This is a genomic window from Micromonospora sp. NPDC048839 (genome assembly GCF_040649915.1).
Lineage (GTDB): Bacteria > Actinomycetota > Actinomycetes > Mycobacteriales > Micromonosporaceae > Micromonospora.
This window is the reverse complement of sequence record NZ_JBEZGL010000010.1, coordinates 162,537-188,403: the sequence shown is the minus strand read 5'-3', so window position 1 is coordinate 188,403 and position 25,867 is coordinate 162,537. Positions and strand designations below refer to the sequence as shown.

Annotated in this window: 22 protein-coding genes; 6 read left to right on the top strand and 16 right to left on the bottom strand. The window is 72.3% G+C overall.

The genetic code is table 11. The features are described from left to right. Window positions 1-30 precede the first annotated feature (30 nt). The 8 genes from AB0C25_RS20655 to AB0C25_RS20620 form a co-directional block, all read right to left on the bottom strand. Entirely contained in the window at window positions 31-726 is a 696-nt protein-coding gene (locus tag AB0C25_RS20655; RefSeq protein WP_357375571.1) for a hypothetical protein, read from the bottom strand. A gap of 2,465 nt (window positions 727-3,191) precedes the next feature. Continuing rightward, window positions 3,192-4,730 (bottom strand): replication-associated recombination protein A, encoded by a 1,539-nt coding sequence (locus AB0C25_RS20650; RefSeq protein WP_357375403.1) that lies wholly within the window; start codon window positions 4,728-4,730, stop codon window positions 3,192-3,194. Between the two features lie 74 nt (window positions 4,731-4,804). Then, window positions 4,805-5,026 (bottom strand): hypothetical protein, encoded by a 222-nt coding sequence (locus tag AB0C25_RS20645; protein WP_357375401.1) that lies wholly within the window; start codon window positions 5,024-5,026, stop codon window positions 4,805-4,807. Window positions 5,027-5,159: 133 nt separating this feature from the next. After that, a complete protein-coding gene (locus tag AB0C25_RS20640) occupies window positions 5,160-6,443 on the bottom strand; it encodes an MFS transporter (RefSeq protein WP_357375399.1) in 1,284 nt (427 codons plus the stop codon). Between the two features lie 115 nt (window positions 6,444-6,558). Beyond that, window positions 6,559-7,158, bottom strand: a complete 600-nt coding sequence (locus tag AB0C25_RS20635; RefSeq protein ID WP_357375396.1) for a helix-turn-helix domain-containing protein — start codon at window positions 7,156-7,158, stop codon at window positions 6,559-6,561. A 66-nt stretch (window positions 7,159-7,224) separates the two neighbouring features. Next, window positions 7,225-8,037 carry a sugar nucleotide-binding protein gene (locus AB0C25_RS20630; protein WP_357375568.1) on the bottom strand — a complete coding sequence of 271 codons (813 nt, stop codon included), beginning with the start codon at window positions 8,035-8,037 and terminating at the stop codon, window positions 7,225-7,227. Window positions 8,038-8,136: 99 nt separating this feature from the next. Continuing rightward, on the bottom strand, window positions 8,137-9,942 hold the full coding sequence (gene aspS, locus AB0C25_RS20625; RefSeq protein ID WP_357375394.1) for an aspartate--tRNA ligase: 1,806 nt from the start codon (window positions 9,940-9,942) through the stop codon (window positions 8,137-8,139). Between the two features lie 123 nt (window positions 9,943-10,065). Further along, a complete protein-coding gene (locus AB0C25_RS20620) occupies window positions 10,066-10,785 on the bottom strand; it encodes a hypothetical protein (RefSeq protein WP_357375392.1) in 720 nt (239 codons plus the stop codon). Window positions 10,786-11,588: 803 nt separating this feature from the next. Between AB0C25_RS20620 and AB0C25_RS20615 the strand changes: the two genes are divergently transcribed. The 3 genes from AB0C25_RS20615 (at window position 11,589) to AB0C25_RS20605 (ending at window position 13,302) form a co-directional block, all read left to right on the top strand. Further along, window positions 11,589-11,750: a hypothetical protein gene (locus AB0C25_RS20615; RefSeq protein WP_357375390.1), complete on the top strand. Its 162-nt coding sequence runs from the start codon at window positions 11,589-11,591 to the stop codon at window positions 11,748-11,750. Window positions 11,751-11,825: 75 nt separating this feature from the next. Continuing rightward, window positions 11,826-12,560, top strand: a complete 735-nt coding sequence (locus AB0C25_RS20610; RefSeq protein WP_357375388.1) for a DUF998 domain-containing protein — start codon at window positions 11,826-11,828, stop codon at window positions 12,558-12,560. A 94-nt stretch (window positions 12,561-12,654) separates the two neighbouring features. Then, a complete protein-coding gene (locus tag AB0C25_RS20605; protein WP_357375386.1) occupies window positions 12,655-13,302 on the top strand; it encodes a DUF998 domain-containing protein in 648 nt (215 codons plus the stop codon). Window positions 13,303-13,457: 155 nt separating this feature from the next. Here the strand turns inward: AB0C25_RS20605 and AB0C25_RS20600 are convergent, their stop codons facing one another. Together AB0C25_RS20600 and AB0C25_RS20595 are read right to left on the bottom strand one after the other, a co-directional pair. Next, window positions 13,458-14,504: a S1 family peptidase gene (locus tag AB0C25_RS20600; RefSeq protein WP_357375383.1), complete on the bottom strand. Its 1,047-nt coding sequence runs from the start codon at window positions 14,502-14,504 to the stop codon at window positions 13,458-13,460. A gap of 275 nt (window positions 14,505-14,779) precedes the next feature. Further along, the gene (locus tag AB0C25_RS20595; RefSeq protein WP_357375381.1) at window positions 14,780-15,256 is read right to left on the bottom strand and encodes a helix-turn-helix domain-containing protein; all 477 of its coding nucleotides are present in this window, start codon (window positions 15,254-15,256) and stop codon (window positions 14,780-14,782) included. A 55-nt stretch (window positions 15,257-15,311) separates the two neighbouring features. On the opposite strand from AB0C25_RS20595, the gene AB0C25_RS20590 reads away from it, so the two are divergent. Then, window positions 15,312-15,818: a PaaI family thioesterase gene (locus tag AB0C25_RS20590; protein ID WP_357375379.1), complete on the top strand. Its 507-nt coding sequence runs from the start codon at window positions 15,312-15,314 to the stop codon at window positions 15,816-15,818. A 204-nt stretch (window positions 15,819-16,022) separates the two neighbouring features. Here the strand turns inward: AB0C25_RS20590 and AB0C25_RS20585 are convergent, their stop codons facing one another. From AB0C25_RS20585 to AB0C25_RS20575, 3 genes are all read right to left on the bottom strand, one after another. Then, entirely contained in the window at window positions 16,023-16,964 is a 942-nt protein-coding gene (locus AB0C25_RS20585; protein WP_357375377.1) for an acyl-ACP desaturase, read from the bottom strand. Between the two features lie 71 nt (window positions 16,965-17,035). Then, the gene (hisS, locus tag AB0C25_RS20580) at window positions 17,036-18,364 is read right to left on the bottom strand and encodes a histidine--tRNA ligase (protein WP_357375375.1); all 1,329 of its coding nucleotides are present in this window, start codon (window positions 18,362-18,364) and stop codon (window positions 17,036-17,038) included. Between the two features lie 73 nt (window positions 18,365-18,437). Beyond that, on the bottom strand, window positions 18,438-19,148 hold the full coding sequence (locus AB0C25_RS20575; protein WP_357375373.1) for an MBL fold metallo-hydrolase: 711 nt from the start codon (window positions 19,146-19,148) through the stop codon (window positions 18,438-18,440). A 269-nt stretch (window positions 19,149-19,417) separates the two neighbouring features. Between AB0C25_RS20575 and AB0C25_RS20570 the strand changes: the two genes are divergently transcribed. Both AB0C25_RS20570 and AB0C25_RS20565 read left to right on the top strand, forming a co-directional pair. Continuing rightward, a complete protein-coding gene (locus tag AB0C25_RS20570) occupies window positions 19,418-20,302 on the top strand; it encodes a peptidylprolyl isomerase (RefSeq protein WP_357375371.1) in 885 nt (294 codons plus the stop codon). 62 nt (window positions 20,303-20,364) lie between these two features. Beyond that, the gene (locus AB0C25_RS20565) at window positions 20,365-21,204 is read left to right on the top strand and encodes a peptidylprolyl isomerase (RefSeq protein WP_357375369.1); all 840 of its coding nucleotides are present in this window, start codon (window positions 20,365-20,367) and stop codon (window positions 21,202-21,204) included. A 66-nt stretch (window positions 21,205-21,270) separates the two neighbouring features. On the opposite strand, the gene AB0C25_RS20560 is transcribed toward AB0C25_RS20565, so the two are convergent. From AB0C25_RS20560 to secF, 3 genes are all read right to left on the bottom strand, one after another. Further along, window positions 21,271-23,793 carry a bifunctional (p)ppGpp synthetase/guanosine-3',5'-bis(diphosphate) 3'-pyrophosphohydrolase gene (locus AB0C25_RS20560; protein WP_357375367.1) on the bottom strand — a complete coding sequence of 841 codons (2,523 nt, stop codon included), beginning with the start codon at window positions 23,791-23,793 and terminating at the stop codon, window positions 21,271-21,273. A gap of 199 nt (window positions 23,794-23,992) precedes the next feature. After that, on the bottom strand, window positions 23,993-24,559 hold the full coding sequence (locus AB0C25_RS20555) for an adenine phosphoribosyltransferase (RefSeq protein ID WP_357375365.1): 567 nt from the start codon (window positions 24,557-24,559) through the stop codon (window positions 23,993-23,995). A 113-nt stretch (window positions 24,560-24,672) separates the two neighbouring features. Beyond that, window positions 24,673-25,866, bottom strand: a complete 1,194-nt coding sequence (gene secF / locus AB0C25_RS20550; protein ID WP_357375362.1) for a protein translocase subunit SecF — start codon at window positions 25,864-25,866, stop codon at window positions 24,673-24,675. Between the last annotated feature and the right edge of the window lies 1 nt (window position 25,867).

Genomic DNA, 25,867 nt, shown 5'->3' with positions numbered 1-25,867 from the left:
CAGACCCTACCGTCCGTGATGGAGACCGCCTCACGACGGTGAGGGTGTCAGCTCACCCAGCGGATCCCCGCTGACCGTCGGGAACGGGTCCTCTCCGGTCAGTGACGGGTCGGTGGTCGGCTGCGGCCTGGTCCGCTCATCGTCGATCGCGTTGCGTACCTTCACCGACACCAACGAGCCGGTGCACTCCGTCGCAGCGGCCGACGGGTCGCCGGACGGCACGACCGCCGGCTCCCCGTCGACCGGCGGCGGCACGCAGGTCGGCTCGCGTACCCACAGGTCGAGGGTCAACTCGTCGCGACGCCAGCAGGTGTAGCTGCCCTTCGTCTTCTGCTCCGGGCAGCGGCTCACCTTCCACGGCTGCCAGCCGTCCTGGCGCAGCGCGTCCTCGTAGACCTTCGCCGTGTCCTCCGGCGACTTGTCCGAGGTGACGGTGCGCTCCCGCAGCCGGCAGTCGAGCAGGCACCAGCGGCTGCCGCTGACGTCGTCGACGGTCTTGGCGGCGGCCCAGCCGGGCACGTTGAGTTGATCAAGGTTGTCGAAGACCGGGTCACGGCTCAGCGTCCGAATACCGAAGAAGAGCGGCACCGCACCGAGCAGCACGACGCTGACCAGCACCAGCACCGCCGCCCGCAGGCGACGGCGTTCCCGCAACTGCCGGCGCAACTCGGATCGGGCACCCGGGGCGGCATCGTCGTCGGGCGTGTCCTGTCCAGCCGCGCGCAGCGCGGGCTCACCTGCCGGCCGATCCACCGGGCCGGCCGGGACCGGCACGGCCGCGGCGGCACGGGCCACCCCGACCGGCTCGCCGGGGCGGCCGGGCGGTGGCACCGGTGCGACACCGCTCGGGTCGGCCCGGCCGGGCTCCCGGTGCGGCGGCAACGCGCGTCCGGCGGCACGGTCGGCGGGCACGGGTCGGCCGGCCGGGGCGCCACCACGCGTCGGGGACCCGGGACCGGCACCCGGCTCACCGTGCGCCCGATCGTCGGCGAGCGGCGGTCGCGCACCGCCGGGCGGGCGGACGGCGGCACGAGCCGGGCCATCCGGCCGGGTACGCGGCGGACCGTCCACGCCCGGTGCGGCGGCGGCCCGAACCGGGACGTCCCCACCCGGTGGAACGGCGGCCCGAGCTGGACCGTCCGGACGGACGGCGTCCCGGGGGGCCGACTCGGAGCCCGGGGCGGGCCGGGCCGCGGGGTCGACGCCCCGGCGCCCGGCGCCGGGGACCGGTGCGCCACCCGGGACGGGTCGCGCCCGGCCGGGCGGGGTGGAGCGGACGGCGCCGCGCGCCGGTGCGGCGGGACCGGCGCCGGGCGTGGGTCGTCCACCGGCGTAGGGGTCGTCGCCGCGGTCGTTGGCCGGCCCGGGTCGCCCCGGGCCGTCCGGACCGGGCTTGGCGCCCGGCCGGCGTCGTCGGTCGGTCGGATCCGGTGTGGGAGTCGCATCCGGGCCGGGCGGGGCCACCGGGCGAGCCCGCCCGCCGATGCGGTCCGGAACGGACGCCGCAGCGCCCCGGCCACGGGCCGGGCGATCGCCGGACGCCGACGCAGGGGGCAGAGCCTGCTCACCTGTGGTGCCTGGCGCGTCGGGTCGGGCGGCACGACGACCGGTCGGAGGGTCCGCACCGGGGTCGGCCGGCGGGCCGGCGGGCCGGCGGGCGGCGGTGCGCTCCGCGGCCGGGTCGGGCACGCCGAGGCGACCGGACGCGTGGTCGACGAGGTCGCCCGCGCCGCCGCCCGGCGCGGGGCCGCGACCCGCGGCCGGCGGGGTGCCACCGCGGCGGTTGACCACGGGCAGGCCGGGGTCGGTGTGCGGCAGGCGGCCGGCCTGGCGCAGCCAGTCGGCGGGCCGTTCGGGGCGGTCCGCCCGGGGTTCGGCGCCAGCGGGCCGTTCGGGGCGGTCCGCCCGGGGTTCACCGCCGGCCGGCGTCCGTCGCTCCGGCTCAGCGGGGACGGCCCGGCGGCGACCGGTGCCGTCGGCCGGTCCGATGGTGGGCGTGGCGCCGCTGTGCGCGCCGGACGCCGCGGGCACCGGCGGCGCGTTGCCCGTGCGGGGCACCGCGGGCTCGTCGGGTTCGGCGGCACGGCGGCGGCCGGCGGCCGGACGCTCGTCGGGACGACGGTCGGCGGGCTCCGGTGCCCCCGGGTCGACCGGGCCTGGGCGACGCCGCGCGGTACGCGGGTCACGGTCGATGGCGGGGTCGGGTCGCAGGCTGTCGGCGGCCGGTGGCGCGGCCGGCGCGCCGGCCAGGCGCGCCGCGCCGGCGGCCGCCCGCGCCGGATCGGGTGTCGCTCCGGCGCGCCGACCAGCGGGAGTTCCCTCGGCCGGCGGCAGTGCACGACCGGGTTCGGTGGGCTCCGGACCAGTTCGGCGACCCGGTGGGCCGGCGTCCGGGCGGCGCAGTGGCGGCATCGCGTCCGGGTGACCGCCGGCTACGGCGCCGTCCGGACGACGACCCGGCGCAACGGCGGCGTCCGGACGACGACCGGTCGGGGCGCCCGAGGTGGGTGGGCCGGGGGGAGCCGTTGCCGGGCGCCGGGCCGGGCCGCCGGGCGCGTCGGGTGTGGCGCGAGGCGCCGGCGGGCCGGCCGGGTCGCCGCCGACCGGGCGGGCGGCCGGAGGCGCCGGCGGTACGGCGGCACGGGCACCGGGTGCCGGCCGTACGCCGCGACGCGCGGGCTGGCCCGGGCCCGGGGCAGCGGGAGGTGGACGGTCATCCGGGCGGCGTGCCGCCGGCGGCACGTCCCCCGGCCAGGGGGTGTCGACCGGTCGACGGGCGGCGGCACCGGGGCCGCTCTGGCTCGGGGCAGGCGGCACCGCGGCCGCCGGCGGCACCGGCCCTCGCGCACGGGCCGGCTCGGCCGGCGCTCCCGTCCGCGGCCCGGCGGGCTCTACGGGCGCACCCGTCCGCGGCCCGGTGGGTTCGACCGGCGCACCCCCGCGCGGCCCGGCGGGCTCTACCGGCGGACCACCGCGGGGGCGGAGGGGTTCGGCCGGCGCGCCGTCCGGACCCAGTTCACCGCGTTGCTGCTTGGCCGAGCGGAGGTCGTCGATCCAGCCGAACTCCTCGCCGGCGACCGGCTCCTCCGGCTCGGCCTCGGCCGCCCGGCCTCGACCCCACCGGCGCGTCTTGGCGCGGGGATCGCGCCGCTCGTCCGGGCCCTCGTCCGGGCGGTCCCCACCACGCGATCTCACTGTTGACCCTCTCCTGCGGCGTCAGCGCCGCTGTCCTGCGTCGTGCCGGAGGTGCCCGTGCCCGTCGTCGGGCGGCCGTTCTCACCAGGAAGCGCGGACGCGGTCCGCGTCGTTACCTGCGGCTCGGCTGTCGGAGTGTCCGGACGGGTGGCCGGGGCCGGCAGGCCACGCACGATCCGGCGCAGCACCGGCAGCCGGTTGGCCACCGACCGTTCCGCGCCGTGCGGGCTGGGCTGGTAGTAGTCGGTGCCGACCAGATCGTCCGGCACGTACTGCTGGGTGACCACGCCGCGCTGATCGTCGTGCGGATAGCGGTAACCCGTGCCGTGGCCCAGGCCACGAGCGCCGGCGTAGTGCGCGTCGCGCAGCCCGCGCGGCACCGGGCCACCCCGACCGGCCCGGACGTCGGCGATCGCGGCACCGATGGCGGTGGTGGCCGAGTTGGACTTGGGGGCGGTGGCCAGGTGGATCACCGCCTGGGCCAGGTTGAGCTGCACCTCGGGCAGCCCCACGTACTCGACGGCGTGGGCGGCGGCGGTGGCGACGCTCAGTGCGCTCGGGTCGGCCATGCCCACGTCCTCGCTGGCGAAGATGACCAGGCGGCGGGCGATGAACCGGGCGTCCTCACCGGCGACCAGCATGCGGGCCAACCAGTGCACCGCGGCGTCCACGTCCGAGCCGCGCATGCTCTTGATGAAGGCGCTGACCACGTCGTAGTGGGCGTCGCCGTCGCGGTCGTAGCGCACCGCCGCGACGTCGACGGCCTGCTCGGCGGTGGCGAGGTCGATCCGCCCGCCACCCAGCGCCGTGGCGGAGGCCGCCGCCGCCTCCAGCGCGGTGAGTGCCTTGCGGACATCGCCGGCGGCGAGTCGGACCAGGTGGTCCTCGGCCTCCGGAGCCAGGGTGAGCACGCCGTCGAGGCCACGCTTGTCGGCGACCGCGCGGCGCAGCAGACCCCGCACCGCCTCGTCGTCGAGCGGTTGCAGGGTGAGCAGCACGCACCGCGACAGCAACGGCGAGATGACCGAGAAGTACGGATTTTCGGTGGTCGCCGCCAGCAACGTGACAGTGCGGTCCTCGACCGCGGCGAGCAGCGAATCCTGCTGGGTCTTGCTGAACCGGTGCACCTCGTCGATGAAGAGCACGGTCTGCGGGCCGCCCGAGCGGCGCTGGCGGCGGGCCGCCTCGATCACCGCCCGGACGTCCTTGACGCCGGCGGAGAGCGCCGACATGGCGACGAAGCGCCGGTCGGTCGCCCCGGCCACCAGGTGCGCGATGGTGGTCTTGCCGCTGCCCGGGGGACCCCAGAGGATCACCGACATCGGGGCGCCGCCGGAGACCAGTTGCCGCAGTGGGGCGCCGGGGGCGAGCAGGTGGTCCTGGCCGATCAACTCGTCGAGAGTCACCGGGCGCATCCGGACGGGCAGGGGCGAGTCGTCGGCCACCGCGGTGAAGCCGTCGACACCGGCGGGACCGTCGGGCGCGCTGCGCGACCCGGCGGGTTCACCGAGGGAGAAGAGGGCGTCGGACTCCATCACGAAGACAGTACCGGGCCGGGCCCACGAGGCCAGAATCGCGCCGTGGGCCCGCCCCCGGTGATCGGTTCCGGTCAGCCACGACCGGGGCGACGGCCCCGGTACCAGCGACCGCCGCCGCCACCGCCGCCACTGCGCGGGCCGCTGCCCACGCCGCCCAGGTAGAGCGAGAGCAGGAACAGACCGAGGAGCACGAGGGTGTTCCAGTTGAACAGGTCGGGTGCGCCGAAGTCGGTGTCGAGCAGGTCGATCAGCAGGGCAAAGCCAAAGACGATGGCCGCGAGAATGGCGAGCATGTCGCTCCTCCGGTGGGGGTTCCCAGTAGGTCGGCGCGTGATGTACCCAATCGGTCGGCTCGCCAATCTCCACCCTGGATCTGGGGTGTCCACCTCCGGACCAGGTCGACCGCCGCCCGGGTGAGTGGCCCTCCTACCGTTCGGCCGACACGGGCACCGCCGTCGGCGCGACCGGGGTTGCGGGCCGGCGGCTGGCCAGCCAGGCGGGCAGGTAGAGCGGCGCGGCGACGGCCAACACCACCGCGCCGACCACCATCGCGGTGCTGACGCTGGCGGCGGCGGCGATCGCGGTCAGGACCACCCCGCCGAGGGCGAAGCCGGGTTGCGCCATCATCGAGTTCAGCGACAGCACGCTGGTCCGGTACGGGCCGTCGACCTGCCGGTGCAGCAGCCCACTGTGCAGCGGATTCGACGCGCCGTGCACGGCGTAGCAGGCCAGGTAGGCCACCAGCACCCCGACCGGCCCGGCGAACAGGCCCATCCCGACCACCGTGACGCCCTGCAGGATGCGCAGCAGCGCCGCTCCCGGAGCGGCCCCGAACCAGCGCAGCAGCAACGGGGTCAGCGCCGCGCCGGCGGCCGAGGCGAGCCAGGCCGCCGAGTTGGCCGGCCCGAGCAGCGCGGCGGCGCGTTCCGGATCGCCGATCACCTCGGCGAGCCGGACCGGCAGCAGCGACTCGAAAGTGATCATGCCGAAGCCCCAGAACAGCTCCACCAGCACCAGCGCCAGCAGCACCCGGGAACGGCGCAGCAGCCCGATCGCCTGGCCGATCATCCGGGGGGCCTGGACCACCGAGGCCCGCAGGGCCGCCAACCCGCTGGCCGGTCGCTGCTCGACAAGCAGGACGAGCAGCGCGACAAGAGCGGCCGCCTGCGCGACGATCGCGGCCAGCACGGGCACGGTGAGCGCGCTGACCGGCCCGATCGAACCCAGTGCGACCAGGCCACCACTGAGCAGCGCGCCAGCGCCGATCGCCCCGCCGCTGACGGTGCCGGCGTAGCCCAGGCCCCGCTCGTACTCGGCATTCGGGTCCGCGGCCAGTGTGGCGTCGACGTACCAGGACTCCAACGGCCCACTGTCGAGTGCCCGGTAGATCCCCTGCACCGCATAGACCAGGAAGAACACCCAGAACGAGTCGGCCACCGCGAACAGCGCCAGCGAGACGAGGCTGAGCGCCCCGGCCACGACGAGCACCGGTCGGCGGCCGAGGGCGTCGGCCAGCCCTCCGGTGGGCAGCTCCAGCGCGAGCACCAGCAAACCCTGCGCGCTGAAGACCAGGCCGATCTGCGGCAGCGACAGGCCGCGCTCCTGCATCAGCAGGATCATGACCGGGATGATCAGACCCGTGGGCAACCAGCGCAGACCGTAGAGCGTGAGGTAGCGGAACCGGACCTGGCGTACGGTCAGCGCGCTCACGACGTCACCTCAGTTCGCGACTGCGGGGCTCGCAACACCGGCTCACTCCTCGCGCTCACCAGGCCACCGTTCGTTCGCGACTGCGGGGCTCGCAACACCGGCTCACTCCTCGCGCTCACCAGCGATCGTCCAACCGGGGGAAACCGGCCAGGAACACGTGCACGGGCTTGGCGTCCGACGCCTCGGTGACGGCCTCGTCGCGGTAGCGCATCAGCACCTCCCACAGGTCGGCACTGAGAGCCCGCAGCCGGGTCGGATCCAGCGGCAGCACCAGGTCACTCATGCCGGCGGCGTCACGCCAGTCACGGGACTGGTGGTGCTCGACGGCCATCCACCGCTCGGCCAGCTCGGCCATCACCCGTACCTGGTCGCCCTGGATCCACTGCACGGCGGCACGGGCGTCCGGGTCGTCGTCGAAGTCGGTGGGCTCGAAGTCGCTGACGTCGTGTGCGGCCTGCCACCATCGCTGCCGGCTGGTGCCCCGGTCGGGGTCCTCGGTCACCAACCCGACGTCGGCGAGCTGGCGCAGGTGGTAACTCGTGGCGCCGGTGTTGGTGCTCAGCCGCTCGGCCAGCGCGGTCGCGGTCGCCGGGCCGTCGACCCGCAGCGAGCCGAGCAGCCGCATCCGCAGGGGGTGGGCAAGTGTGCGGACCTGTCGGCCGTCCAGATGGACGCGGCGCTGCTCGACCGGCCGGTCGGGTGAAGTGCTCTCCATTTCTGCACACTATCTCTGCACAACTCTTGTGCACAAGAGTTGTGCATGACAGGTGTGCAAGCTTGCTCAGTGCGCGAGAAGTTCGCGTACTCCCCGCAGGCGCGTGCGCAGCAGGCCGGCGGCCCGGGCCGAGTCGAGGCGTACGTCGAGAGGGCGGGACAGGCCGACGGCGGCGCCGGTGGTGGTCGTGAGGCCGGCCGGGTTTAGGCCGAACCGCGCCGCGACCAGCAGGCCCAGCTCGGCGCGACTGACGGCGTCCGGGCCGGCCACGTTGAGCAGACCGGCGTACGAGGAGGCGACCAGCTCCAGCACGGCGTCGGCCAGGTCGTCGACGTCGATGGGGCAGCGCAGCTCGTCGCTGAACAGGACGGCCCGACCGGCGAGCGCGTCCCGGCAGAGCTGGATCTGCTTGCTGCCCTCCCCCAGGATCAGCGAGGTACGCACCAGGGCCGCGCCGGGATCGATCGCCCGCACGGCGGTCTCGGCCGCGGCCTTCGCCGCCCCGTACGCGTGCACCGGGGTGGGTGGGTCGTCGTCGGCGTACGGCGTGGGACGGCCGGCGTGCAGCGCGTCACTCGACACGTGCACCAGTCGGGCGCCCACCTCGGCGGCGGCGACCGCCACGTTCGCGGCGCCGTCGGCGGTGACCGCCCAGTCGTCGTACCGGTAGGGGGTCCCGACCACGGCGTCCGGCCGCACCTGCGCGACAAGCGCGCGCACGGCGGACCGGTCCGTCACGTCCAGCCGCCGCGCGTGCACGCCCGGCACCGCGACCTCACCGGAGTGGAAGGTCGCGACCACAGCGAGCCCGGCGCGAACCCCCCGCCGACAAACCTCCCGCCCCAGAAACCCACTGCCTCCGACCACAAGCACCCGCATGCCAGCCCACTCCCCCACCTAGGTCGATCATGAGGTTAACGAGCCACACGCCGTGGCGCGGGCCCGTCAACCTCATGATCGACGGCGCGAAGAGGGGGATCAGACCGGGTCGGCTACCGGGGCCGCTGGGCCGGCGGTTCCCGTGTGGGCCGTCGCGGGCGGCTTGGGCTTGGCGTCGATGCCGGCCTCGGTGCGCTGCTGGCCGGTGATCGGCGTCGGTGCGCCGGTCAGCGGGTCGAACCCACCCCGGGTCTTCGGGAACGCGATCACCTCGCGGATCGAGTCCGCGCCGGCGAGCAGCATGCAGACCCGGTCCCAGCCGAAGGCGATGCCGCCGTGCGGCGGTGCGCCGTACTTGAACGCCTCCAGCAGGAAGCCGAACTTGTCCTGCGCCTCCTCGGGCGTGATGCCGAGCAGGTCGAAGACCCGCTTCTGCACGTCACCCCGGTGGATACGGATCGACCCGCCGCCGATCTCGTTGCCGTTGCAGACGATGTCGTACGCGTACGCCAGGGCCCGGTCCGGGGCCTCCTCGAACCGGTCGACCCACTCCGAGTTCGGCGAGGTGAACGGGTGGTGCACGGCCGTCCAACCGCCCTCGTCCGTGCGCTCGAACATCGGCGCGTCGACCACCCAGCAGAACGCCCAGGCGCTCTCGTCGATCAGACCGGACCGCTTGGCGATCTCGACGCGGGCCGCGCCAAGCAGCTCCTGCGCCTCCCGGGTGGTGGCGCTGGCGGCGAAGAAGATCGCGTCGCCCGGCTTGGCGCCAACCGCGTCGGCGAGCCCGCCCAGGTGCTCGGCGGAGAGGTTCTTCGCCACCGGCCCGCGCGCCTCGCCGGTCTCGGCGTCCAGCACCACGTACGCCAGGCCGCGCGCGCCACGCGCCTTGGCCCAGTCCTGCCAGCCGTCCAGCTCCTTGCGGCTCTGCGCCGCGCCACCCGGCATCACGACCGCGCCGACGTAGCCGCCCGCGTCGATCGCCCCGGCGAACACCCGGAACGCGGTGCCGCGCAGGTAGTCGGTCAGCTCGGTCAGCTCGACGCCGTAGCGCAGGTCCGGCTTGTCGGAGCCGTACCGGGCCATCGCGTCGTGCCAGGTGATCCGCGGGATCGGCCCGGAGATCTCGTGCCCCGCCAGTTCCTTCCACAGCGTCGAGACGATCGCCTCACCGAGGTCGATCACGTCGTCCTCGGTCACGAAGGACATCTCGATGTCGAGCTGGGTGAACTCGGGCTGCCGGTCGGCCCGGAAGTCCTCGTCCCGGTAGCAGCGGGCGATCTGGTAATACCGCTCCATGCCGCCGACCATCAGCAGCTGCTTGAACAGCTGCGGCGACTGCGGCAGCGCGTACCAGCTGCCGGGCTGCAGTCGCACCGGCACCAGGAAGTCGCGGGCGCCCTCGGGCGTCGACCGGGTCAGCGTCGGCGTCTCGATCTCCAGGAAGTCCCGCTCGTGCAGCACACCCCGGGCCAGGTGGCTGGCCCGCGAGCGCAGCCGCAGCGCGTTCGCCGGGCCGCTGCGGCGCAGGTCCAGGTAGCGGTACTTCAGCCGGATGTCGTCGCCGGCCTCGATCTGGTCGTCCACCGGCAGCGGCAGCGGCGCGGCCTCGGAGAGCACCTCCAGTTCGGTGACGGTCACCTCGACCTCACCGGTGGGCAGCTCCGGGTTCTCGTTGCCGGCCGGCCGGCGGGTCACCTCGCCGACGACCTTCACGCAGAACTCGTTGCGCAGCGCGTGCGCGTCCTCCTCGCGGAAGACCACCTGGACGACGCCGGTGCCGTCGCGCAGGTCGACGAAGATGACCCCGCCGTGGTCGCGCCGGCGGGCCACCCACCCGGCGAGCGTCACCGTCGAGCCGGCGTCCGCGGCGCGCAGGCTTCCGGCATTGTGGGTACGGATCACGGCTGGCAACTCCTCATCGTGGAACAGTCCTCACCCGCATTCTGTCAGGAGTGCCGGCAACGATCCGCGCCACCCGTCGACCCGCCGGATCATTCGGGCGAGGTCGGCGGGTGGCGCAGATCGTCAGTCTTTCGGGATGTTCCAGGCCGTGGCCCGGATGACGACGGCCCGATCATTGCCGAGGGAGACGACCTCCACCAGGACGATCCGCCAATCGTCGCGCTGCGCCGACGCGGTCTGGAAGTTGGTCCTGACGCAGAGCCAGGAGCCCTTGCGGAGGGGGACCTCGGCCCCCTCCGCGATCGGAGACGTCCGAATAGCGTCATAACACTCGCCCGGTTTCATTCCGGCCGCTGCCGCCTCACTGCCCTCGACGCCGCCGTCCAACCTGATCCACGGCGCGCCTCCCTGACAGCCGGGGTCGAGGCTCATCTCCGACGCGTCCGAACCCACGTTGGCTCGGGGATCGTCGAGATCGACCTGCATCTTCTTGAAGCAGTCCGCTGTCTTCAGCGTGAGGCTCTGGTTCTCGTACTCGGGCTCGTAGACGGCCTGGGCGTCGATTTTCGGCGGTGTTGCGGGCGACCGGGGTCGGACGGATGAGGTGGCGGTGGGTGGCGGCACGCTCGATGCGGGATTGCCGGGCACCGGGTTGGCCGGGCCGGCACTCGCCGTCGGCCCGGTGGCCGCTGGAGTCTCCGCCCCCAGTCGCCAGTCGAACACGTCCCGAGCCAGGGCAACCGCTGCGAGAAGCAGCCCAACCACGGCGAAGACGACTGCCAGCCGCGCGCCACGATGGTCCGGCTCCCGCGTTGACGTCGGTGATTCGGTGGACTCTTGCATGTTCGCATTACCTTCCCGCCGCCGACGTGTGAATGGAACCGCTCTTGTCTGACGACTTCCGGTCACTTCGCGTCGGCGAAGACTACTCCTTCTCGGGCGGTGGCGAGTTCCTGATAGCGTGCGGATTCCGCCCGGGACAACGACTTCTCCCCGTCCGACGCTCATTTTTGCCGATGCGGGAGGTCTTAGCGGTGAGCCGACCCAATCCACGGTCACTAATGCCCGAACCCATCTCAGTTTCTCCATCAGCACCGCGGAGTGGCGACTCCCAGCCGCCTGGTGGCCCTTCCCCATCACCGACTCAGCCCGTCACCGACGCGCATCGCAGCCCGACAAGCCTGATAGTGATCGCCGTGGCTGGCCTGGCGCTGTTGGTGGCGCCCGCCTCCGCAGCCATCTCCTGGCGGGCGCTGGACCAGGCGCAGACCGCCCGGGACATCGCCTCCGTTCGAGAGTCGGCGGATCCTCCGCCCCGCGCTCGGCCCGAGACCGTCCGGACCGGTCGACCCGCAGTCGACCGTCGTCACGCTGGAGGCGCCGGACACTCTCGCCGTTGAAGCGGGGGCCGTCAACCTTGAGAAGCTTTCTCGCCAACTGAACGGGCAGTCGCAGTACGACCGTCCAATCGTTATCGGCTGTCCGACCAATTCCGGCGCCGACAAGCAACGCGATGTCACCTATCGTCTGCAGCGCCGCTATCTCGATCTCACCCTCACCGCACGACCCTTCTTCTTCCCTCCGACGAACGCGACGGGGTCGTCCTCGTCCATGCGCAGGCGACGATCCGACAGACCGACGGCGCGTTGACCCGGGTGACCCGGGGGCAGCAGTTCGACGCCCGCATGGACAGTCCACGGGACCTGATGGCGGACGTCGAAGGCGTTGACGAGCTGACGCTGCAGGTCCAGTGCCAGTACCCGGGCGGTTCGGTCATCTTCACCGCGGCCCGGGTTAGTCAGGGCTGACTGGCAACTGGGCGCGTCGCTGGCGGGACCGGCGAACCCTGCTCGACGGGCCGCCACGCCGGTTAACGTGGCGAAATGCGCGTCGTACCGACCTGGGTCGTCGCCACGGCGGCGGCCGCGCCCGTGTTGCTGGTGGCCGGGTGGAGGGTCGCGGAGTCCCGGCAGCCCGCCGGGTACGACCCGATCCGGGACACCATCAGCGAGCTGGCCGGGCACGACGCCGCCGACGCCTGGATCATGGTCACGTCCCTGGTGCTGATGGGCTGCTGCTACCTGACGGTCGCCGCCGTGTTGCACGCCGCAGGCCTGCCCAGCCGTTTCCTACTCGCCGTCGGCGGGGTGGCGACCATCGCGCTTGTCGCGTTTCCCCGGCCAACGGTGGGCGGCTCGCTCAGCCACGGCATCACGGCGACGGTGGCCGTCCTCGCCCTGGCGCTCTGGCCGGCCGGATCGGCGCTGTGGCTCCCGCGCGGCCACGGCACCCGGCACCCGACCCGGCGGGACCCGCCGTGGGCGTTCCGCCGGGCGGTGGGGTTGAGCGCCACGGGGGTGCTGCTCGCCCTCTTCGGCTGGTGCGCGTTCGAGGTGACAAGCGGTTCTCGGACCGGGCTGGCCGAGCGGGTGACGGCGGTGGCGATCTCACTCTGGCCACTGCTGGCGGTCCTTTCCGCCCGGCGGGCGCACCTCGCCTCGGCCGTTGGCGGCATCGTGCGCATCGGCCCGGACCTACCGCCAGTCAGCGTCGTACCCCCGGATCCGCTTCGACCAGGTCGCGGGCCCGCTCCTCGACGGCCCGATCGACTGCCCTGAGTCGTCGCCCGACGTGAGCCGGCGGCGGTCATTCTGGCCGGGCTCGAGGTGTCGGCCCGGGGAGCTCCTTCTTTCGCACCGCTACGATCGCCAGATGTCCGCCGTTCCCCGCTGGACCCTGCTGTCGGCCGGTGGCGCACCGCTGTTTCTCATCGGGGGCTGGACGCTGGCGCAGGCCGCCCAACCTGACGGGTTCGATCCGGTCCGGCAGACCATCAGCGCGCTTACCGCCACGGGTGCCGACCACCGCTGGATCATGACGATCGGGCTGGCCGGCCTGGGCCTCTGTCACTTGATGACCGCGCTCGGCCTGGTTACCGCCGCTCCGGCGGGCCGAGGGCTGCTCGCGCTGGGCGGTCTGGCCACCCTGGTGCTTGTCGCGTTTCCGCAGCGTCCAGGGGATGGCTCGACGATTCACGTCGTAGCCGCTGGTGTGGCGTTCGTGGCGTTGGCTGTCTGGCCGGCGCTGGCCGTGCCCCGTCGAGCGGCGTCCCCGGGCCGGGACGACCGCCATTCGCCCGACGGGTCGGCTCCGAGCGGTCCCGCACACTGGATACCGCTCGCGGTGACGGCGGTCCTGCTCGGGCTGCTCGGCTGGTTCGCCGTCGAGCTCTTCACCGACGGCGCACTGATCGGCCTGACGGAACGGTCTCTGGCGGCCGCCGAGACGGCCGTGCCGCTGGCCGCCGTGCTCACCGCGCTGGCCGCTCAGCGGCGGCCGAGATCCTCCGGGCCGAGCTGACCGACGTCGCGGGCGCCGGGCGCACGGCACCGGCTTGCCGGGCACGCCTGAGCTGGTCTCCTTCCGCGCGGGACTGCCGAGCATCGCGGGTTCGGGTGCTTACACAGCGAACGGGCCGCCGGAGTGTTTCCGGCGGCCCGCGGGCGGTGACGGGATCAGAAGACGCTGACGCCGTAGCGGCTCAGGGCCTCGGTGACGGGCTGGAAGAAGGTCGTGCCGCCGGTGCGGCAGTTGCCACTGCCGCCGGAGGTCATGCCCAGGGCCGTGGTGTTGGCGAACAGCGAGCCGCCGCTGTCGCCCGGCTCGGCGCAGACGTTGGTACGGATCAGGCCGGAGACCGAACCCTCGGCGTAGTTGACCGTGGCGTTCGTCGCGTTCACCGTGCCGCCGCGCAGGCCGGTGGTGCTGCCGGAGCGCTGCACCGACTGGCCGACGGACGCGTTGCCGGCGCCGGTGATGTCCCGGTAGCTGCCGTTGTAGAGGTAGACGTTGCCGGCGGCGTTCGCCGAGTTGCTGTGCCGCACGATGCCGTAGTCGTTGCCCGGGAAGCTGGTGCCGGTCCGCGTGCCGATGAGGGCGGTCTGGGCGGAGTTCGAGTACCAGTTGGCGGAGATGTTGGTGCAGTGCCCGGCGGTCACGAAGGAGTAGGTGCTGCCGCTGCGCACGTTGAAGCCGAGCGAGCAGCGCCCGCCCCCGCCCGCGTAGATGGCCTGGCCGCCGGAGATCCGGGTGCTCAGCACACCCGCCTCGGCCTCGACGCGGACCGCGCCGTTGGCCCGCGCGGCGGCGGCCCTGACCCGCTCCAGCTTGGCGCCGGTGACGGTGCTGTCGACGGAGACGACGACCTGATTGGTGACCGGGTCGCTCCACCAGGCGGTGCCCGGGATCTTCGCGGAGCGCTCCAGGTCGGCGGTGGCCCGGTTGAGTTCGCCGGCACCGCGGGTGACGTAGCGGACGGCCGCGCCGGCCTTGTTCGCCGCGCTCGCGGCGGCCGCGTCGGTCACCGTGACGACGGACCTGCCGCTGGCGTCGATGTACGAGCCGGCCGAGCGGTCGCCGAGTTGCGCGGACAGCGCGGCCGCGGCGTCGGGCGATGCGGCGGGCGCGGCCTGGGCCGGTGCGCCGATGAGCGCGCCGACGACCAGGCTTCCGGAAACGGCGACAGTGGCCGCAACGCGGAATGTGGACCTCGTGGGTCGCATGTAACAACCTCCTGGGCGGGGGAGCGGGTCTCGCCGAGGTCGGCTGACCCGAGGGCACCCGGCCGATCTGGGGAAACCGGCCAAGTGCACTGAAGTATTCACATACTTAAGATCATTAACAAGGCTCGATTCCGCCCGGATTCAGCGAACGCGGCCGGCCACATCTCCGCAACACCACCGACACGATGGCGAACAGCCACCGTCACACTCAACCCGCCCTGTGTGAGCATGATCGTCGATGCCTTGCGGCGTCGGTCTGGCGCGGGTGTCGCGCGTCAGGGGGTCCGGCGGCGGGCGCCGGGACCGGGGCGCGACACCACGTCGCGCATCCGCCCCACGTCGTGTCCGTCGGCACAGCGCAACTCGAGGCGCACCGGCGCATCGCAGTCACGGTGAGTGACGGTCAACAGCGAACCCTCGGCGTCGGCGAGGTACCGGTCACCCCACCCGAGCACGGCCACCAGGACCGGCCAGAGATCCAGACCCTTCTCCGTCAACCGGTACTCGTGGCGCAGCCGACTGCCCGGCTCCCGGTACGGCTCGCGGCGCAGCACGCCCTGCTCGACCAGGCTGGCCAACCGCTTGGTCAGCACCTGCCGCGGGATGCCGGTACGCACCCGCATGTCGTCGAAGCGGCGGATGCCGGTGAACACCTCGCGGAGCACCACAACCGTCCACCGCTCACCGAGGATCTCCATGGCGCGGGCGATGGTGCAGTTCTCCACCGACCAGTCCAGTGCTGCGGGTCGCATCCGACCAGGCTAGGTCTCGTTGACAGACTCAGCAACCTGCTGCCAGGCTGCGTCCATGACGCAGACTCAGGAGCCAGCGCGCAGCCGTACCTTCACCTGGGCGGACCCGGCGGTCAACGCCGCTCAGATCGGTCGACGCAGTGGCCTCGACATGCTCCGGGCGATGATCGCCGGCGAGCTGGCCGCACCACCGGTGATGCACCTCATCGACATGACCCGGATGGCGGCCGACGAGGGCGTGGTGGTCGTCGAGCTGACCCCGCAGGAGTTCCACTACAACCCGCTCGGCACCGTCCACGGCGGTGTCCTCTCGACACTGCTGGACACCGCCGCGGGCTGCGCCGTGCACAGCACCCTGCCGGCCGGCGTCGGCTACACCTCGCTGGACCTCAACGTGAAGTTCCTCCGCCCGGTCACGGTCGCCAGCGGCACCCTGCGCTGCACGGGGACGGTGCTGCAACGCGGCAACCGGACGGCCCTGGCCGAGGCCCGCATCACCGACGCCAACGGCCGCCTGACAGCCCACGCCACCAGCACCTGCCTGATCCTCCCCCAACCCTGACCCCCAACCCTCCCCTCCCAACCCCCTCCCCTCCCCTCCCACGCCGCCCACCCCCACAGCGCGTTGATCATGGAGTTATAGCGCTGACACGCCGGCGCGAGTGGCTATAACTCCATGATCAACGGAGTGGAGCCGGGGGTGGTGGCAGGGAAGTGGGGAGTGGGGAGTGGGGGGTGGGGGGGTGGGGAGTGGGGGGTGGGTGGGTTAGCGGAGGGCTAGGCGGGCGGCTCTCGCGTCGCGCTTCTCCTCGAAGCGGCTCGCTGCCTTGTCCAGGTTGTCCAGTTGGGCCGCTAGCTGCTCGCGGGCGGCTTCGCCGTCGCCGTCGAGACCTGTCACGTTGAAGACGTCCCACTGACGCAGCACCGGCTGGAGCACCTCGTCGCGGTGCTGGCGCAGGTCGTAGATGCCCGCCAGGGCGATCGCCACCGACTTGCGGGCGAACCCGTCGATGCCGGAGCCCGGCATCTGGAAGTCGGCCACCACGTCGGCGACGGCCCGCATGGCCTGACTCGGGGCCAGCTCGAACGCGGCGGCGAGCAGGTTGCGGTAGAAGACCATGTGCAGGTTCTCGTCGGCGGCCACCCGGGCCAGCAGTGCCTCACAGGCGGGGTCGCCGGTGGCCTTGCCGGTGTTGCGGTGCGAGATGCGGGTGGCCAACTCCTGGAACGAGACGTACGCCAGCGAGTGCAGCACCTCGTCGCCGTGGGCGTTGGTGTAGCCCTCCGACATGTGCGTCATCCGGGCCCGCTCCAACGCCACCGGGTCGACCGCCCGGGTGACGGTCAGGTAGTCGCGGATCGCGACCCCGTGCCGACCCTCCTCGGCGGTCCACCGGTGCACCCAGGTGCCCCACGCGCCGTCCCGGCCGAACAGGGTGGCGATCTCGTGGTGGTACGAGGGCAGATTGTCCTCGGTCAGCAGGTTCACGATCAGCGCCGTGCGGGCCACGTCGGGGATGGTGGAGTCGGTCGGTGACCACGCCTCGCCGCCGAGCGGCCCGTCGAAGGTCCGCCCTTCGCTCCACGGCACGTACTCGTGCGGGAACCACTCCTTGGCGAGCGAGAGGTGGCGGTCGAGGTTGCGGGCAACCACCGGCTCCAACTCGACGAGGAGTGCGGTCTGACTGACTGTGGTGCTGACGGTCACGAGAAGCTCCCTACGGTGGCGTAACTTACGCTACCGTAGGTCCCCGCGGCCATGAGCGCCAGTGGTGAGACTCAGCTGACCGTCGGTTTGAGGTCAGCCAGGGGTGGCATCCACTCCCCCGCACCGGCCGTGACCTGCTCACCCGAACGGATGTCCTTCACCTCGTCCGGCGCTCCGTCGGCACCCGGGAACCACACGTACGGGATGCCGCGCCGCTCGGCGTAACGGATCTGCTTGCCGAACTTCGCCGCGCTCGGCGAGACCTCGGTGGCGATGCCGCGGGACCGCAGCGCCGCCGCGATCCGGCCACTGGCCGGCCGGTGCTCCTCGTCGGCCAACGCCACCAGGACACAGGTGGGCACCGAGCGGGACACCGACAGGTCCCCCGCGCCGAACAGCAACCCGAGCAGCCGGGTCACCCCGATCGAGATACCCACCCCGGGGTACGAGACAGCGCCGGCGCTGGCCAGGTTGTCGTACCGGCCGCCGGAGCAGATCGAGCCGAACCGCTCGTAGCCGCGCAGCTGGGTCTCGTAGACGGTGCCCGTGTAGTAGTCCAGGCCGCGGGCGATGCGCAGGTCCGCCACGCACAGGCCGGGCGAGTGCTCGGCGGCGGTCTGCACCACCCGGACCAGCTCCTCGATGCCCTCGTCGAGCAGCGGGTCGCTCACCCCGAGCGCCCGCACGGCGTCGGCGAACGACGCGTCCGGAGCGGAGATCTCGGCCAGCGCCAGGCACGCCTTGGCCTGCGCCTCGCTCGCCCCGGCGGTCTGGGCCAGCAGCTCGGCCACCTTCACCGGACCGATCTTGTCGAGCTTGTCGATCGCCCGCAGCGCGGCCTCCGGGTCGGTGAGCCCGATACCCCGGTAGAAGCCCTCGGGGATCTTGCGGTTGTTGACCTGGATGGTCACCGGCGGGATCGGCAGCGACCGCAGCGCGTCCCCGATGACCAGCGGCATCTCCGCCTCGTGGTGCGGGGCCAGGGTGTCCCGGTCGACGATGTCGATGTCGGCCTGGACGAACTCCCGGTAGCGCCCCTCCTGCGGCCGCTCCCCCCGCCACACCTTCTGGATCTGGTAGCGGCGGAACGGGAAGGTCAACTTGCCGGCGTTCTCCAGCACGTACCGGGCGAACGGCACGGTCAGGTCGAAGTGCAGGCCGAGCTGGTCGTCGCCGCCCGCCCCCTCGGCGTCGGCGTGCAACCGCCGGATCACGTAGACCTCCTTCGAGGTCTCGCCCTTGCGCAGCAGTTGGTCCAGCGGCTCCACCGCGCGGGTCTCCAGCGGCGCGAAGCCGTACAGCTCGAACGTGGCCCGGATCCTGTCGAGCACGAACTGCTCGATCATCCGCTGGCCGGGGGTCCACTCCGGGAAGCCGGAGATGGGCGTGGGCTTGCTCATCGGCGTACTCCTTGCGGTGCCGCGCCCGCGGCGCGGTGGTGTCGTGGGTCCGCGCGCGGCGCGGACGAAAGATCTAGAGGCCCCGGGTGGGAGCGGCCGGCGACGTGCCGGCCACCTCGATGAGGTACGGGTTGCTGGCGCGCTCGCGGCCGATGGTGGTGCTCGGGCCGTGGCCGGGCAGCACGACCGTGTCGTCGGCCAGCGGAAGGATCTTGTCGCGCAGGCTGGTAAGCATGGCCGGCATGCTCCCGCCCGGCAGGTCGGTGCGGCCGATGGACCCGGCGAAGAGGACGTCGCCGGACAGGCAGATCTCGTCTGCCTCCCAGCCCGAGCCCGCGCCGGGCAGCCGGAACAGCACCGACCCGCCGGTATGGCCCGGTGCGTGGTCGACGGCGATCTCCAGGCCGGCGAGGGTGAGGGTGGCGCCGTCGGTCAACTCGGCCACGTCCTCCGGCTCGGTGTAGCTCAGTCGGCCGCCGAACAGCGACGTCAGGTCGGTCGAGAGGCCCTTGGCCGGGTCGGCCAGCATTTCCCGGTCACCGGGGTGCACGTAGGCGGTGATGCCCCGCGCACCGCAGACCGGCGCGACCGAGAAGGTGTGGTCGAGGTGGCCGTGGGTGAGCAGCACGGCGGCCGGATGCAGGCGGTGTTCGGCGAGCAGCGCGTCGAGCTGGTCGAGCACCCCGATGCCGGGATCGACCACCACGCACTGCTCCCCCGGCGCGGTGGCAACCACGTAGCAGTTGGTGCCGAAGGCGTCCGCGGGAAAGCCGGCCACGAGCACGGGCGCTGTCCTTTCGTCGAACGGCTGTCGTCCTGCCCAGCAGCCTAACGGGCGCGCCGAGTGAGTTTGCCGCGTCCGTCCCGCGCGCCCCGCGGGACACAGTGACATCGCCCGATAAGCGCTGCTCGGAACGGGGTGGACCTCGTACACCACTTTCCCAGTCACTAGCCGTACACTCTGGCGGGCGTGTGGCGCGGCACACGTGACGCCCGGACGGGCCGGGACGCCCGGTCGCCGGCGACGACCAGGTAGAGGAAAGGGGAGCACCGGTGGCTTCCAGCAGGGACCGGCAGCGCAAAATGGCGCGGGCCAAGCTCGACCGGCAGTTGGCCCGGCGGGCCGCCGCCACGCGGCGGCGTCGGCAGATCCAGGCCGGTCTGGGCGCCGCCCTGATCCTCGTGTTGGTCGTGGCCGGCTCCGCCTGGGCGCTCGGGGCGTTCGACTCCGACTCCAAGCAGAACACGGCAAACGAGGACACCTGCCTCTGGACGCCGCAGGACGCCTCGGCCAACGCCAACCTCAAGGACGTCGGCACGCCGGAGAGCAAGGGTCTGCCCACCGAGGGCACCCGGGCGATGACGGTGACCACCAACCAGGGCGGGCCGATCACCGCGGAGCTCAGCCTGACCAACTCGCCCTGCGCGGCGGCGAGCATCGCGCACCTGGCGAGCCGGTCGTTCTACGACAACACCAAGTGCCACGAGATCACCGCCGACGGCGCGCTGCGCTGCGGCGACCCGAGCGGCACCGGCCTCGGCGGCCCGACCTACTCGTTCTACGACGAGGAGTTGCCGACCGTGCCGTCGGCGTCACCGTCGGCCAACCCGGCTCCCGGCCAGCCGCCGACGTACCCGAAGGGCACCGTGGCGATGATCGCCAACCCGCCGGGCAGCAACGGCAGCCAGTTCCTGATCTTCTTCAAGGACTTCACCACCGCCGACCCGAAGTTTCCGGTGATCGGGCGGGTGACCGGCGGGCTGGACGTGGTGGAGAAGATCGGCGCCCTCCCGACCGTGGACAATGGGACCGGGGCCAAGGTCAAGCCCAGCACCGACGTGACGATCCAGAGCCTCACCGTCGGTGAGCCGGTCACCGCGGCGGCGCCGGTGCCGTCGGCCTCCGGCGCGCCGTCCAGCAGCCCCAGCGCCGGCTGACCGGCCGCCACCACCCACACCCAAGCGGCACCCCAGCAGCAGACAGCCAGGAGGATCCAGGCGTGACGTCCACCAGAGAGCGGCAGCGCGCGGCGGCACGCGCCCGGCTCGAGAAGGAGATGGCCGAGCGCGCGGCCAAGGCCCGCAAGCGCCGGCAGACGCGGGCGATCGTCAGCGCGGCAGGCGCGCTGGTGCTCGTGGTCGCCGGCACCGTCTGGCTGGCGGTGAGCCTCGGCGGCGGCGACGACGACAAGAAGAACGCCGCCGCGCCGGCCGGCGCGGCGGAGTGCGCCTTCAACGAGCTGCCGAAGGAACAGCGGCCCCCACAGATCAAGGACGTCGGGCTGCCGAGCAACCAGCAGTCCGCCACCGGCGTGCAGACCATGACGATCGACACCAACCTGGGCCCGATCACGGCCAAGGTCGACCGGTCGAAGGTGCCGTGCACGGCGGGCAGCTTCAGCTACCTCGCGGAGAAGAACTTCTTCGACAACACCAAGTGCCACCGCCTCGTGAGCGAGGGCATCAAGGTGTTGCAGTGCGGCGACCCCAGCGCCACCGGCAACGGTTGGCGGGACACCGACGGCCAGGGCGGCCCGAGCTACCGCATGGCCGAGGAGAACCTGCCCACCGACAAGCGCCCGCCGTACCCGGACGGTGTCATCGCGATGGCCAAGTCGCAGGATCCGGGCAGCACCGGCAGCCAGTTCTTCATCGTCTACGGCGACTCGCCGCTGGACCCGGCGTACACGGTGCTGGGCACCATCACCGGCGGCATGGACATCGTCAAGGACGTGGCCAAGGCCGGCGATGACGGGGCGTTCGCCCAGCAGGCCGGTGGTGGCCACCCGAAGAAGGAGGTCATCATCAAGGACCTCGCGATGAGCCCACCGCAGGGCTGACACTCGCGCTGACGACGAGGCGCCCGCCGGCTTAGCCGGCGGGCGCCTCTGTGTCCGGGGTACGCGTCAGGCGCCGGAGGTGACCCGGTACGCGTCGAAGACGCCGTCCACCTTGCGGACCGTCGCCAGCAGGTGGCCCAGGTGCTTCGGATCGGCCATCTCGAAGCTGAACCGGCTCACCGCCACCCGGTCGCGGGTGGTGGTGACGGTGGCGGAGAGGATGTTGACCCGCTCGTCGGAGAGCACCCGGGTGACGTCGGCCAGCAGCTTGTGCCGGTCCAGTGCCTCGACCTGGATGGCGACCAGGAAGGTCGAGGCGGAGGTGAGCTTCCAACTCACCTCGACCACCCGCTCGCTCTGGGCCCGCAGGTCCTCGGCGTTGGCGCAGTCGTCGCGGTGCACGCTCACCCCGCCGGAGCGGGTGACGAACCCGAAGACCGAATCCGGGGGGACCGGGGTGCAGCAGCGGGCCAGCTTGATCCAGACGTCGCTGACGCCGCGGACCACGACACCGGGGTCGTTGCTGCTCTGGCGGCTGCGCGGTGGCCGGGTGGCGACGGCGGTCTCGGCGATGTCCTCCGCCGCGCCCTCCTCGCCGCCGTACGCGGCCATCAGCTTCTGCACCACCGACTGCGCGGAGACCTGACTGTCACCGACCGCCGCGTAGAGCGACGCCACGTCGGCCAGGTGCAGGTCCCGCGCGATCGACATGAGCGCGTCGGAGGTGAGCATCCGCTGCAACGGCATGCCCTGCTTGCGCATCGCCTTGACGATCGCGTCCTTGCCGGCCTCGATCGCCTCCTCGCGCCGCTCCTTGTTGAAGTACTGGCGGATCTTCGTACGCGCCCGCGGGCTCTTGACGAAGCCCAGCCAGTCCTGTGTCGGGCCGGCGGTCTCGGACTTCGAGGTGAAGATCTCGATCACGTCGCCGTTGGACAGCGTCGACTCCAACGGCACCAGCTTGCCGTTGACCCGCGCCCCGATGCACTTGTGCCCCACCTCGGTGTGCACCGCGTACGCGAAGTCCACGGGCGTCGACCCGGTCGGCAGCGGGATGACGTCACCCTTCGGGGTGAAGACGTACACCTCCTGGCTGGACAGGTCGAAGCGCAGCGCGTCCAGGAACTCGCTCGGGTCGGCCGCCTCCCGCTGCCAGTCGAGCAACTGCCGCAGCCAGGTCATCTCGTCGATGTGCGCCGGCGGGCCGACGATCTGGGTGCCCTTGTGTTCCTTGTACTTCCAGTGCGCGGCGATGCCGAACTCCGCGGTGCGGTGCATCGCGTACGTGCGGATCTGCATCTCCACCGGCTTGCCGGTGGGCCCGATGACAGTCGTGTGCAACGACTGGTACATGTTGAACTTGGGCATCGCGATGTAGTCCTTGAACCGGCCCGGGACCGGCTGCCAGTTGGCGTGGATGACGCCCAGCGCCGCGTAGCAGTCTCGAACCGTGTCGACCAGGATCCGCACCCCGACCAGGTCGTAGATGTCGTTGAAGTCACGACCCCGCACGATCATCTTCTGGTAGATCGAGTAGAGGTGCTTCGGCCGGCCGGTGGTCTCCGCCTTGATCTTGGCGGCCTTGAGGTCGGTGCCGACCTTCTGGGTGACCTGCCGCAACAGCGTCTCGCGCTGCGGCTGGTGCTCCCCGATCAGCCGGTTGATCTCCTCGTAGCGCTTGGGGAACAACGTACCGAAGGACAGGTCCTCCAGCTCCCACTTGATCGTGTTCATACCGAGCCGGTGCGCCAACGGCGCCAGGATCTCCAACGTCTCCTTGGCCTTCTGCTCCTGCTTGGGGCGGGGCAGGAAGGTCAGGGTGCGCATGTTGTGCAGCCGGTCGGCCAACTTGATCACCAGCACCCGCGGGTCCTTGGCCATCGCCACGACCATCTTGCGGATCGTCTCGGCCTTGGCCGCGTCACCCAGCTTGACCTTGTCGAGCTTGGTGACGCCGTCGACCAGCAGGGCGACCTCGCCGCCGAAGTCGGCGCGCATGGCGTCGAGGGTGTACTCGGTGTCCTCGATGGTGTCGTGCAGCAGCGCGGCGACGAGCGTGGTGGTGTCCATCCCCAGGTTGCCGAGGATGGTCGCCACCGCGAGCGGGTGCGTGATGTACGGGTCACCGGACTTGCGGTACTGCCCGGAGTGCCACCGCGCGGCCGTGTCGAAGGCGCGCTGGAGCAGCCGGGCATCGGCCTTGGGATGGTTGTCCCGGTGGCTCGCGATGAGCGGCTCCAGCACCTCACTGACCTGGGAGGTCTGCCAGGGCGCGTTGAACCGGGCCAACCGGGCCCGCACCCGCCGCCCAGTGGGCGCGTTGGACAGCCCGAAGCCACCGCTCGGCGACGGGTCGACGCCGGCGTCGCTCGGGAACGGCACCACCACCCCGTCGGCGCCAGGGGACGCCTCGACGCTCGGCGGGCCGCTGATCGGACGTACCGCGCTCTCGCCCGCAGCCCGGCCAGAGCCGCTGCCGGCGCCCGTGACCCGGGCTGGCGCGTCGCCTGCCCGGTCGGTCACCGTGCCGTCAGCGTCGCCTGTCGGGTGCACCGTGCCCTCCGCCGGAGGGACGACATCGTGGGACACCGGCCTCCTCACCGCTCGCCGGGAAAACACCTGCCGAACAATCGGCCGGCCTGGTCTCGCTCCGCCGGACGACGTACCGCCGGCGTCAGCAATGGGCAATGCTACCCGCACGCACGGTCCGCTGCCGCTCCGCCGGACGGTCGGCGCAGGCTCCGACCGACCAGTCCGCCACCAAACGGTCAGCCCGCCACCGAACGGCTCAAACAGTCAGCAGGGCATGGACGGGACGCGGCGCCAACCGCTCGCGCCCACCCAGGAAACCGAGCTCCAGCAGCACGGTGAAACCGCTGACGGTGCCGCCGGCCCGCTCCACCAGGTCCAGCGTCGCCTCGGCGGTGCCGCCGGTCGCCAACACGTCGTCGACCACCAGCACCCGGTGCCCGGCGGTGAAGGCGTCCTCGTGCACCTCGAGAGTGGCCTCGCCGTATTCGAGCGCGTAGGAGACCGAGTGCGCCGGGCGGGGCAGCTTGCCGGCCTTCCGGACCGGCACCACGCCGACCCCGGCCGCGTACGCCACGGCCGCGGCGACGACGAACCCGCGCGCCTCGATGCCGACCACCACGTCGAAGGCGTCCCGACCGTGGTACGCGACGATCCCGTCGATCACCTCGCGGAACGCCTTCCCGTCGGCGAACAGCGGCATCAGGTCCTTGAACATGACGCCGGGCTTGGGGAAGTCGGGCACGTCCAGCACCCGACTGGCGACCAGTCGGGCGGCCTCCGGGCCGCTGTCCCCGCGCGCCGCGGTGCTGTGGGTCTCCGTCATGGCTGTTTCGCTCTCCTTCAACGACGACGGCGTCCGGCAGTGCTGCTCGCACAGCATGCCGGACGCCGTTCGGTTGTGTCGTGGCGGGTCAGCGCCGCTTGGCGCCAGGCGGGTCAGCGCCGCTTGGCGCCACCCGGCCGGTTGCCGCCACCACCGGGGCGACCGCCCCGGGCACCGGACGGCCGCTTGCCCGCCGGGCGGGCACCCACCTTGGGCGCAGCGCCGGCCAGCGCGGCAGCGTCCGGGTCGAGCGACTCCTCGGTCACCTGACCCTGGGTCGGGCTCACCGCGCCCTTGCCGGTGACCTCGCCCCGGGCGAGCCCGCCCCGCCGGGCCAGGACGCGCTTGTTGTGCGCCTGGATCCGCGGGTCGTAGTTCTTCAGCAGGGCCAGCAGCGGCGTGGCCACCAGGATGGAGGTCAGGAACGCCACCGCCATACCGACGAACAGCACCAGGCCGAGGTCCTTCAACGTGCCGGCGCCGAGCAGGCCGGCACCGATGAAGAGCAGACCGCCGACCGGCAGCAGGGCGACCACCGAGGTGTTCAGCGACCGCATCAGGCTCTGGTTGACGGCCAGGTTGGCCGCCTCGCCGTACGTCTGGTTGTTGTTGGCGGTGATGCCGCGAGTGTTCTCCTGGACCTTGTCGAAGACCACCACCACGTCGTAGAGCGCGAAGCCCAGGATCGTGAGGAACCCGATGATCGTCGACGGGGTGACCTCGAAGCCGACGAGCGAGTAGATGCCGGCGGTGAGGATCAGGTTGGTGAACAGCGACGCGACGGCCGCGATGGCCATCCGCCACTCGAAGCGCAGGATCAGGTAGACCATCACCAGCGCGATGAAGATGACCAGACCGAGTACGGCCCGCTGGGTCACCTGGCTGCCCCACGCCTCGCTGACCTGGTTACCGCTGATCTGGTCCGCGTTGATCCCCAGATCCTCGGCGATCTGACCCCTGACCGCGTTGGTCTGCTCGGCGCTGAGCTGCGGCGTCCGCAGCTCGTAGGTGTCACCGCCGGTGCCGCCGACCTTCTGCGCGGTGGCCACCTTGATGCCGGTGTTCTGGGCGGCGAGGGCCGAGTTGACCTCCCGCTCGGCGTCTTCCAGGGTGCCGACACTGGCCGGCACCTGGAACGAGTTGCCGCCGGCGAACTCGATGCCGAGGCTGAACCCGCGCAGGCCGAAACTGAGCAGCGCGATCAGGATCAGGGTGCCGGCGACGCTGAACCAGAGCTTGCGGCGGCCGACGATGTCGAGACCGGCCTCGCCGTTGTAGAGGCGGCTCGCCAGACCGTTTTCAGCCATC

Excerpts from the sequence above, each read along its gene's own strand:
- AB0C25_RS20620 (WP_357375392.1), bottom strand. The coding sequence starts at position 10,785 with ATGCAAGAGTCCACCGAATCACCGACGTCAACGCGGGAGCCGGACCAT.
- AB0C25_RS20610 (WP_357375388.1), top strand. The coding sequence starts at position 11,826 with ATGCGCGTCGTACCGACCTGGGTCGTCGCCACGGCGGCGGCCGCGCCC.
- hisS (WP_357375375.1), bottom strand. The coding sequence starts at position 18,364 with ATGAGCAAGCCCACGCCCATCTCCGGCTTCCCGGAGTGGACCCCCGGC.
- AB0C25_RS20650 (WP_357375403.1), bottom strand. The coding sequence starts at position 4,730 with ATGGAGTCCGACGCCCTCTTCTCCCTCGGTGAACCCGCCGGGTCGCGC.
- AB0C25_RS20595 (WP_357375381.1), bottom strand. The coding sequence starts at position 15,256 with ATGCGACCCGCAGCACTGGACTGGTCGGTGGAGAACTGCACCATCGCC.
- AB0C25_RS20635 (WP_357375396.1), bottom strand. The coding sequence starts at position 7,158 with ATGGAGAGCACTTCACCCGACCGGCCGGTCGAGCAGCGCCGCGTCCAT.
- AB0C25_RS20590 (WP_357375379.1), top strand. The coding sequence starts at position 15,312 with ATGACGCAGACTCAGGAGCCAGCGCGCAGCCGTACCTTCACCTGGGCG.
- AB0C25_RS20555 (WP_357375365.1), bottom strand. The coding sequence starts at position 24,559 with ATGACGGAGACCCACAGCACCGCGGCGCGCGGGGACAGCGGCCCGGAG.
- AB0C25_RS20600 (WP_357375383.1), bottom strand. The coding sequence starts at position 14,504 with ATGCGACCCACGAGGTCCACATTCCGCGTTGCGGCCACTGTCGCCGTT.
- AB0C25_RS20605 (WP_357375386.1), top strand. The coding sequence starts at position 12,655 with ATGTCCGCCGTTCCCCGCTGGACCCTGCTGTCGGCCGGTGGCGCACCG.
- AB0C25_RS20630 (WP_357375568.1), bottom strand. The coding sequence starts at position 8,037 with ATGCGGGTGCTTGTGGTCGGAGGCAGTGGGTTTCTGGGGCGGGAGGTT.
- secF (WP_357375362.1), bottom strand. The coding sequence starts at position 25,866 with ATGGCTGAAAACGGTCTGGCGAGCCGCCTCTACAACGGCGAGGCCGGT.
- AB0C25_RS20645 (WP_357375401.1), bottom strand. The coding sequence starts at position 5,026 with ATGCTCGCCATTCTCGCGGCCATCGTCTTTGGCTTTGCCCTGCTGATC.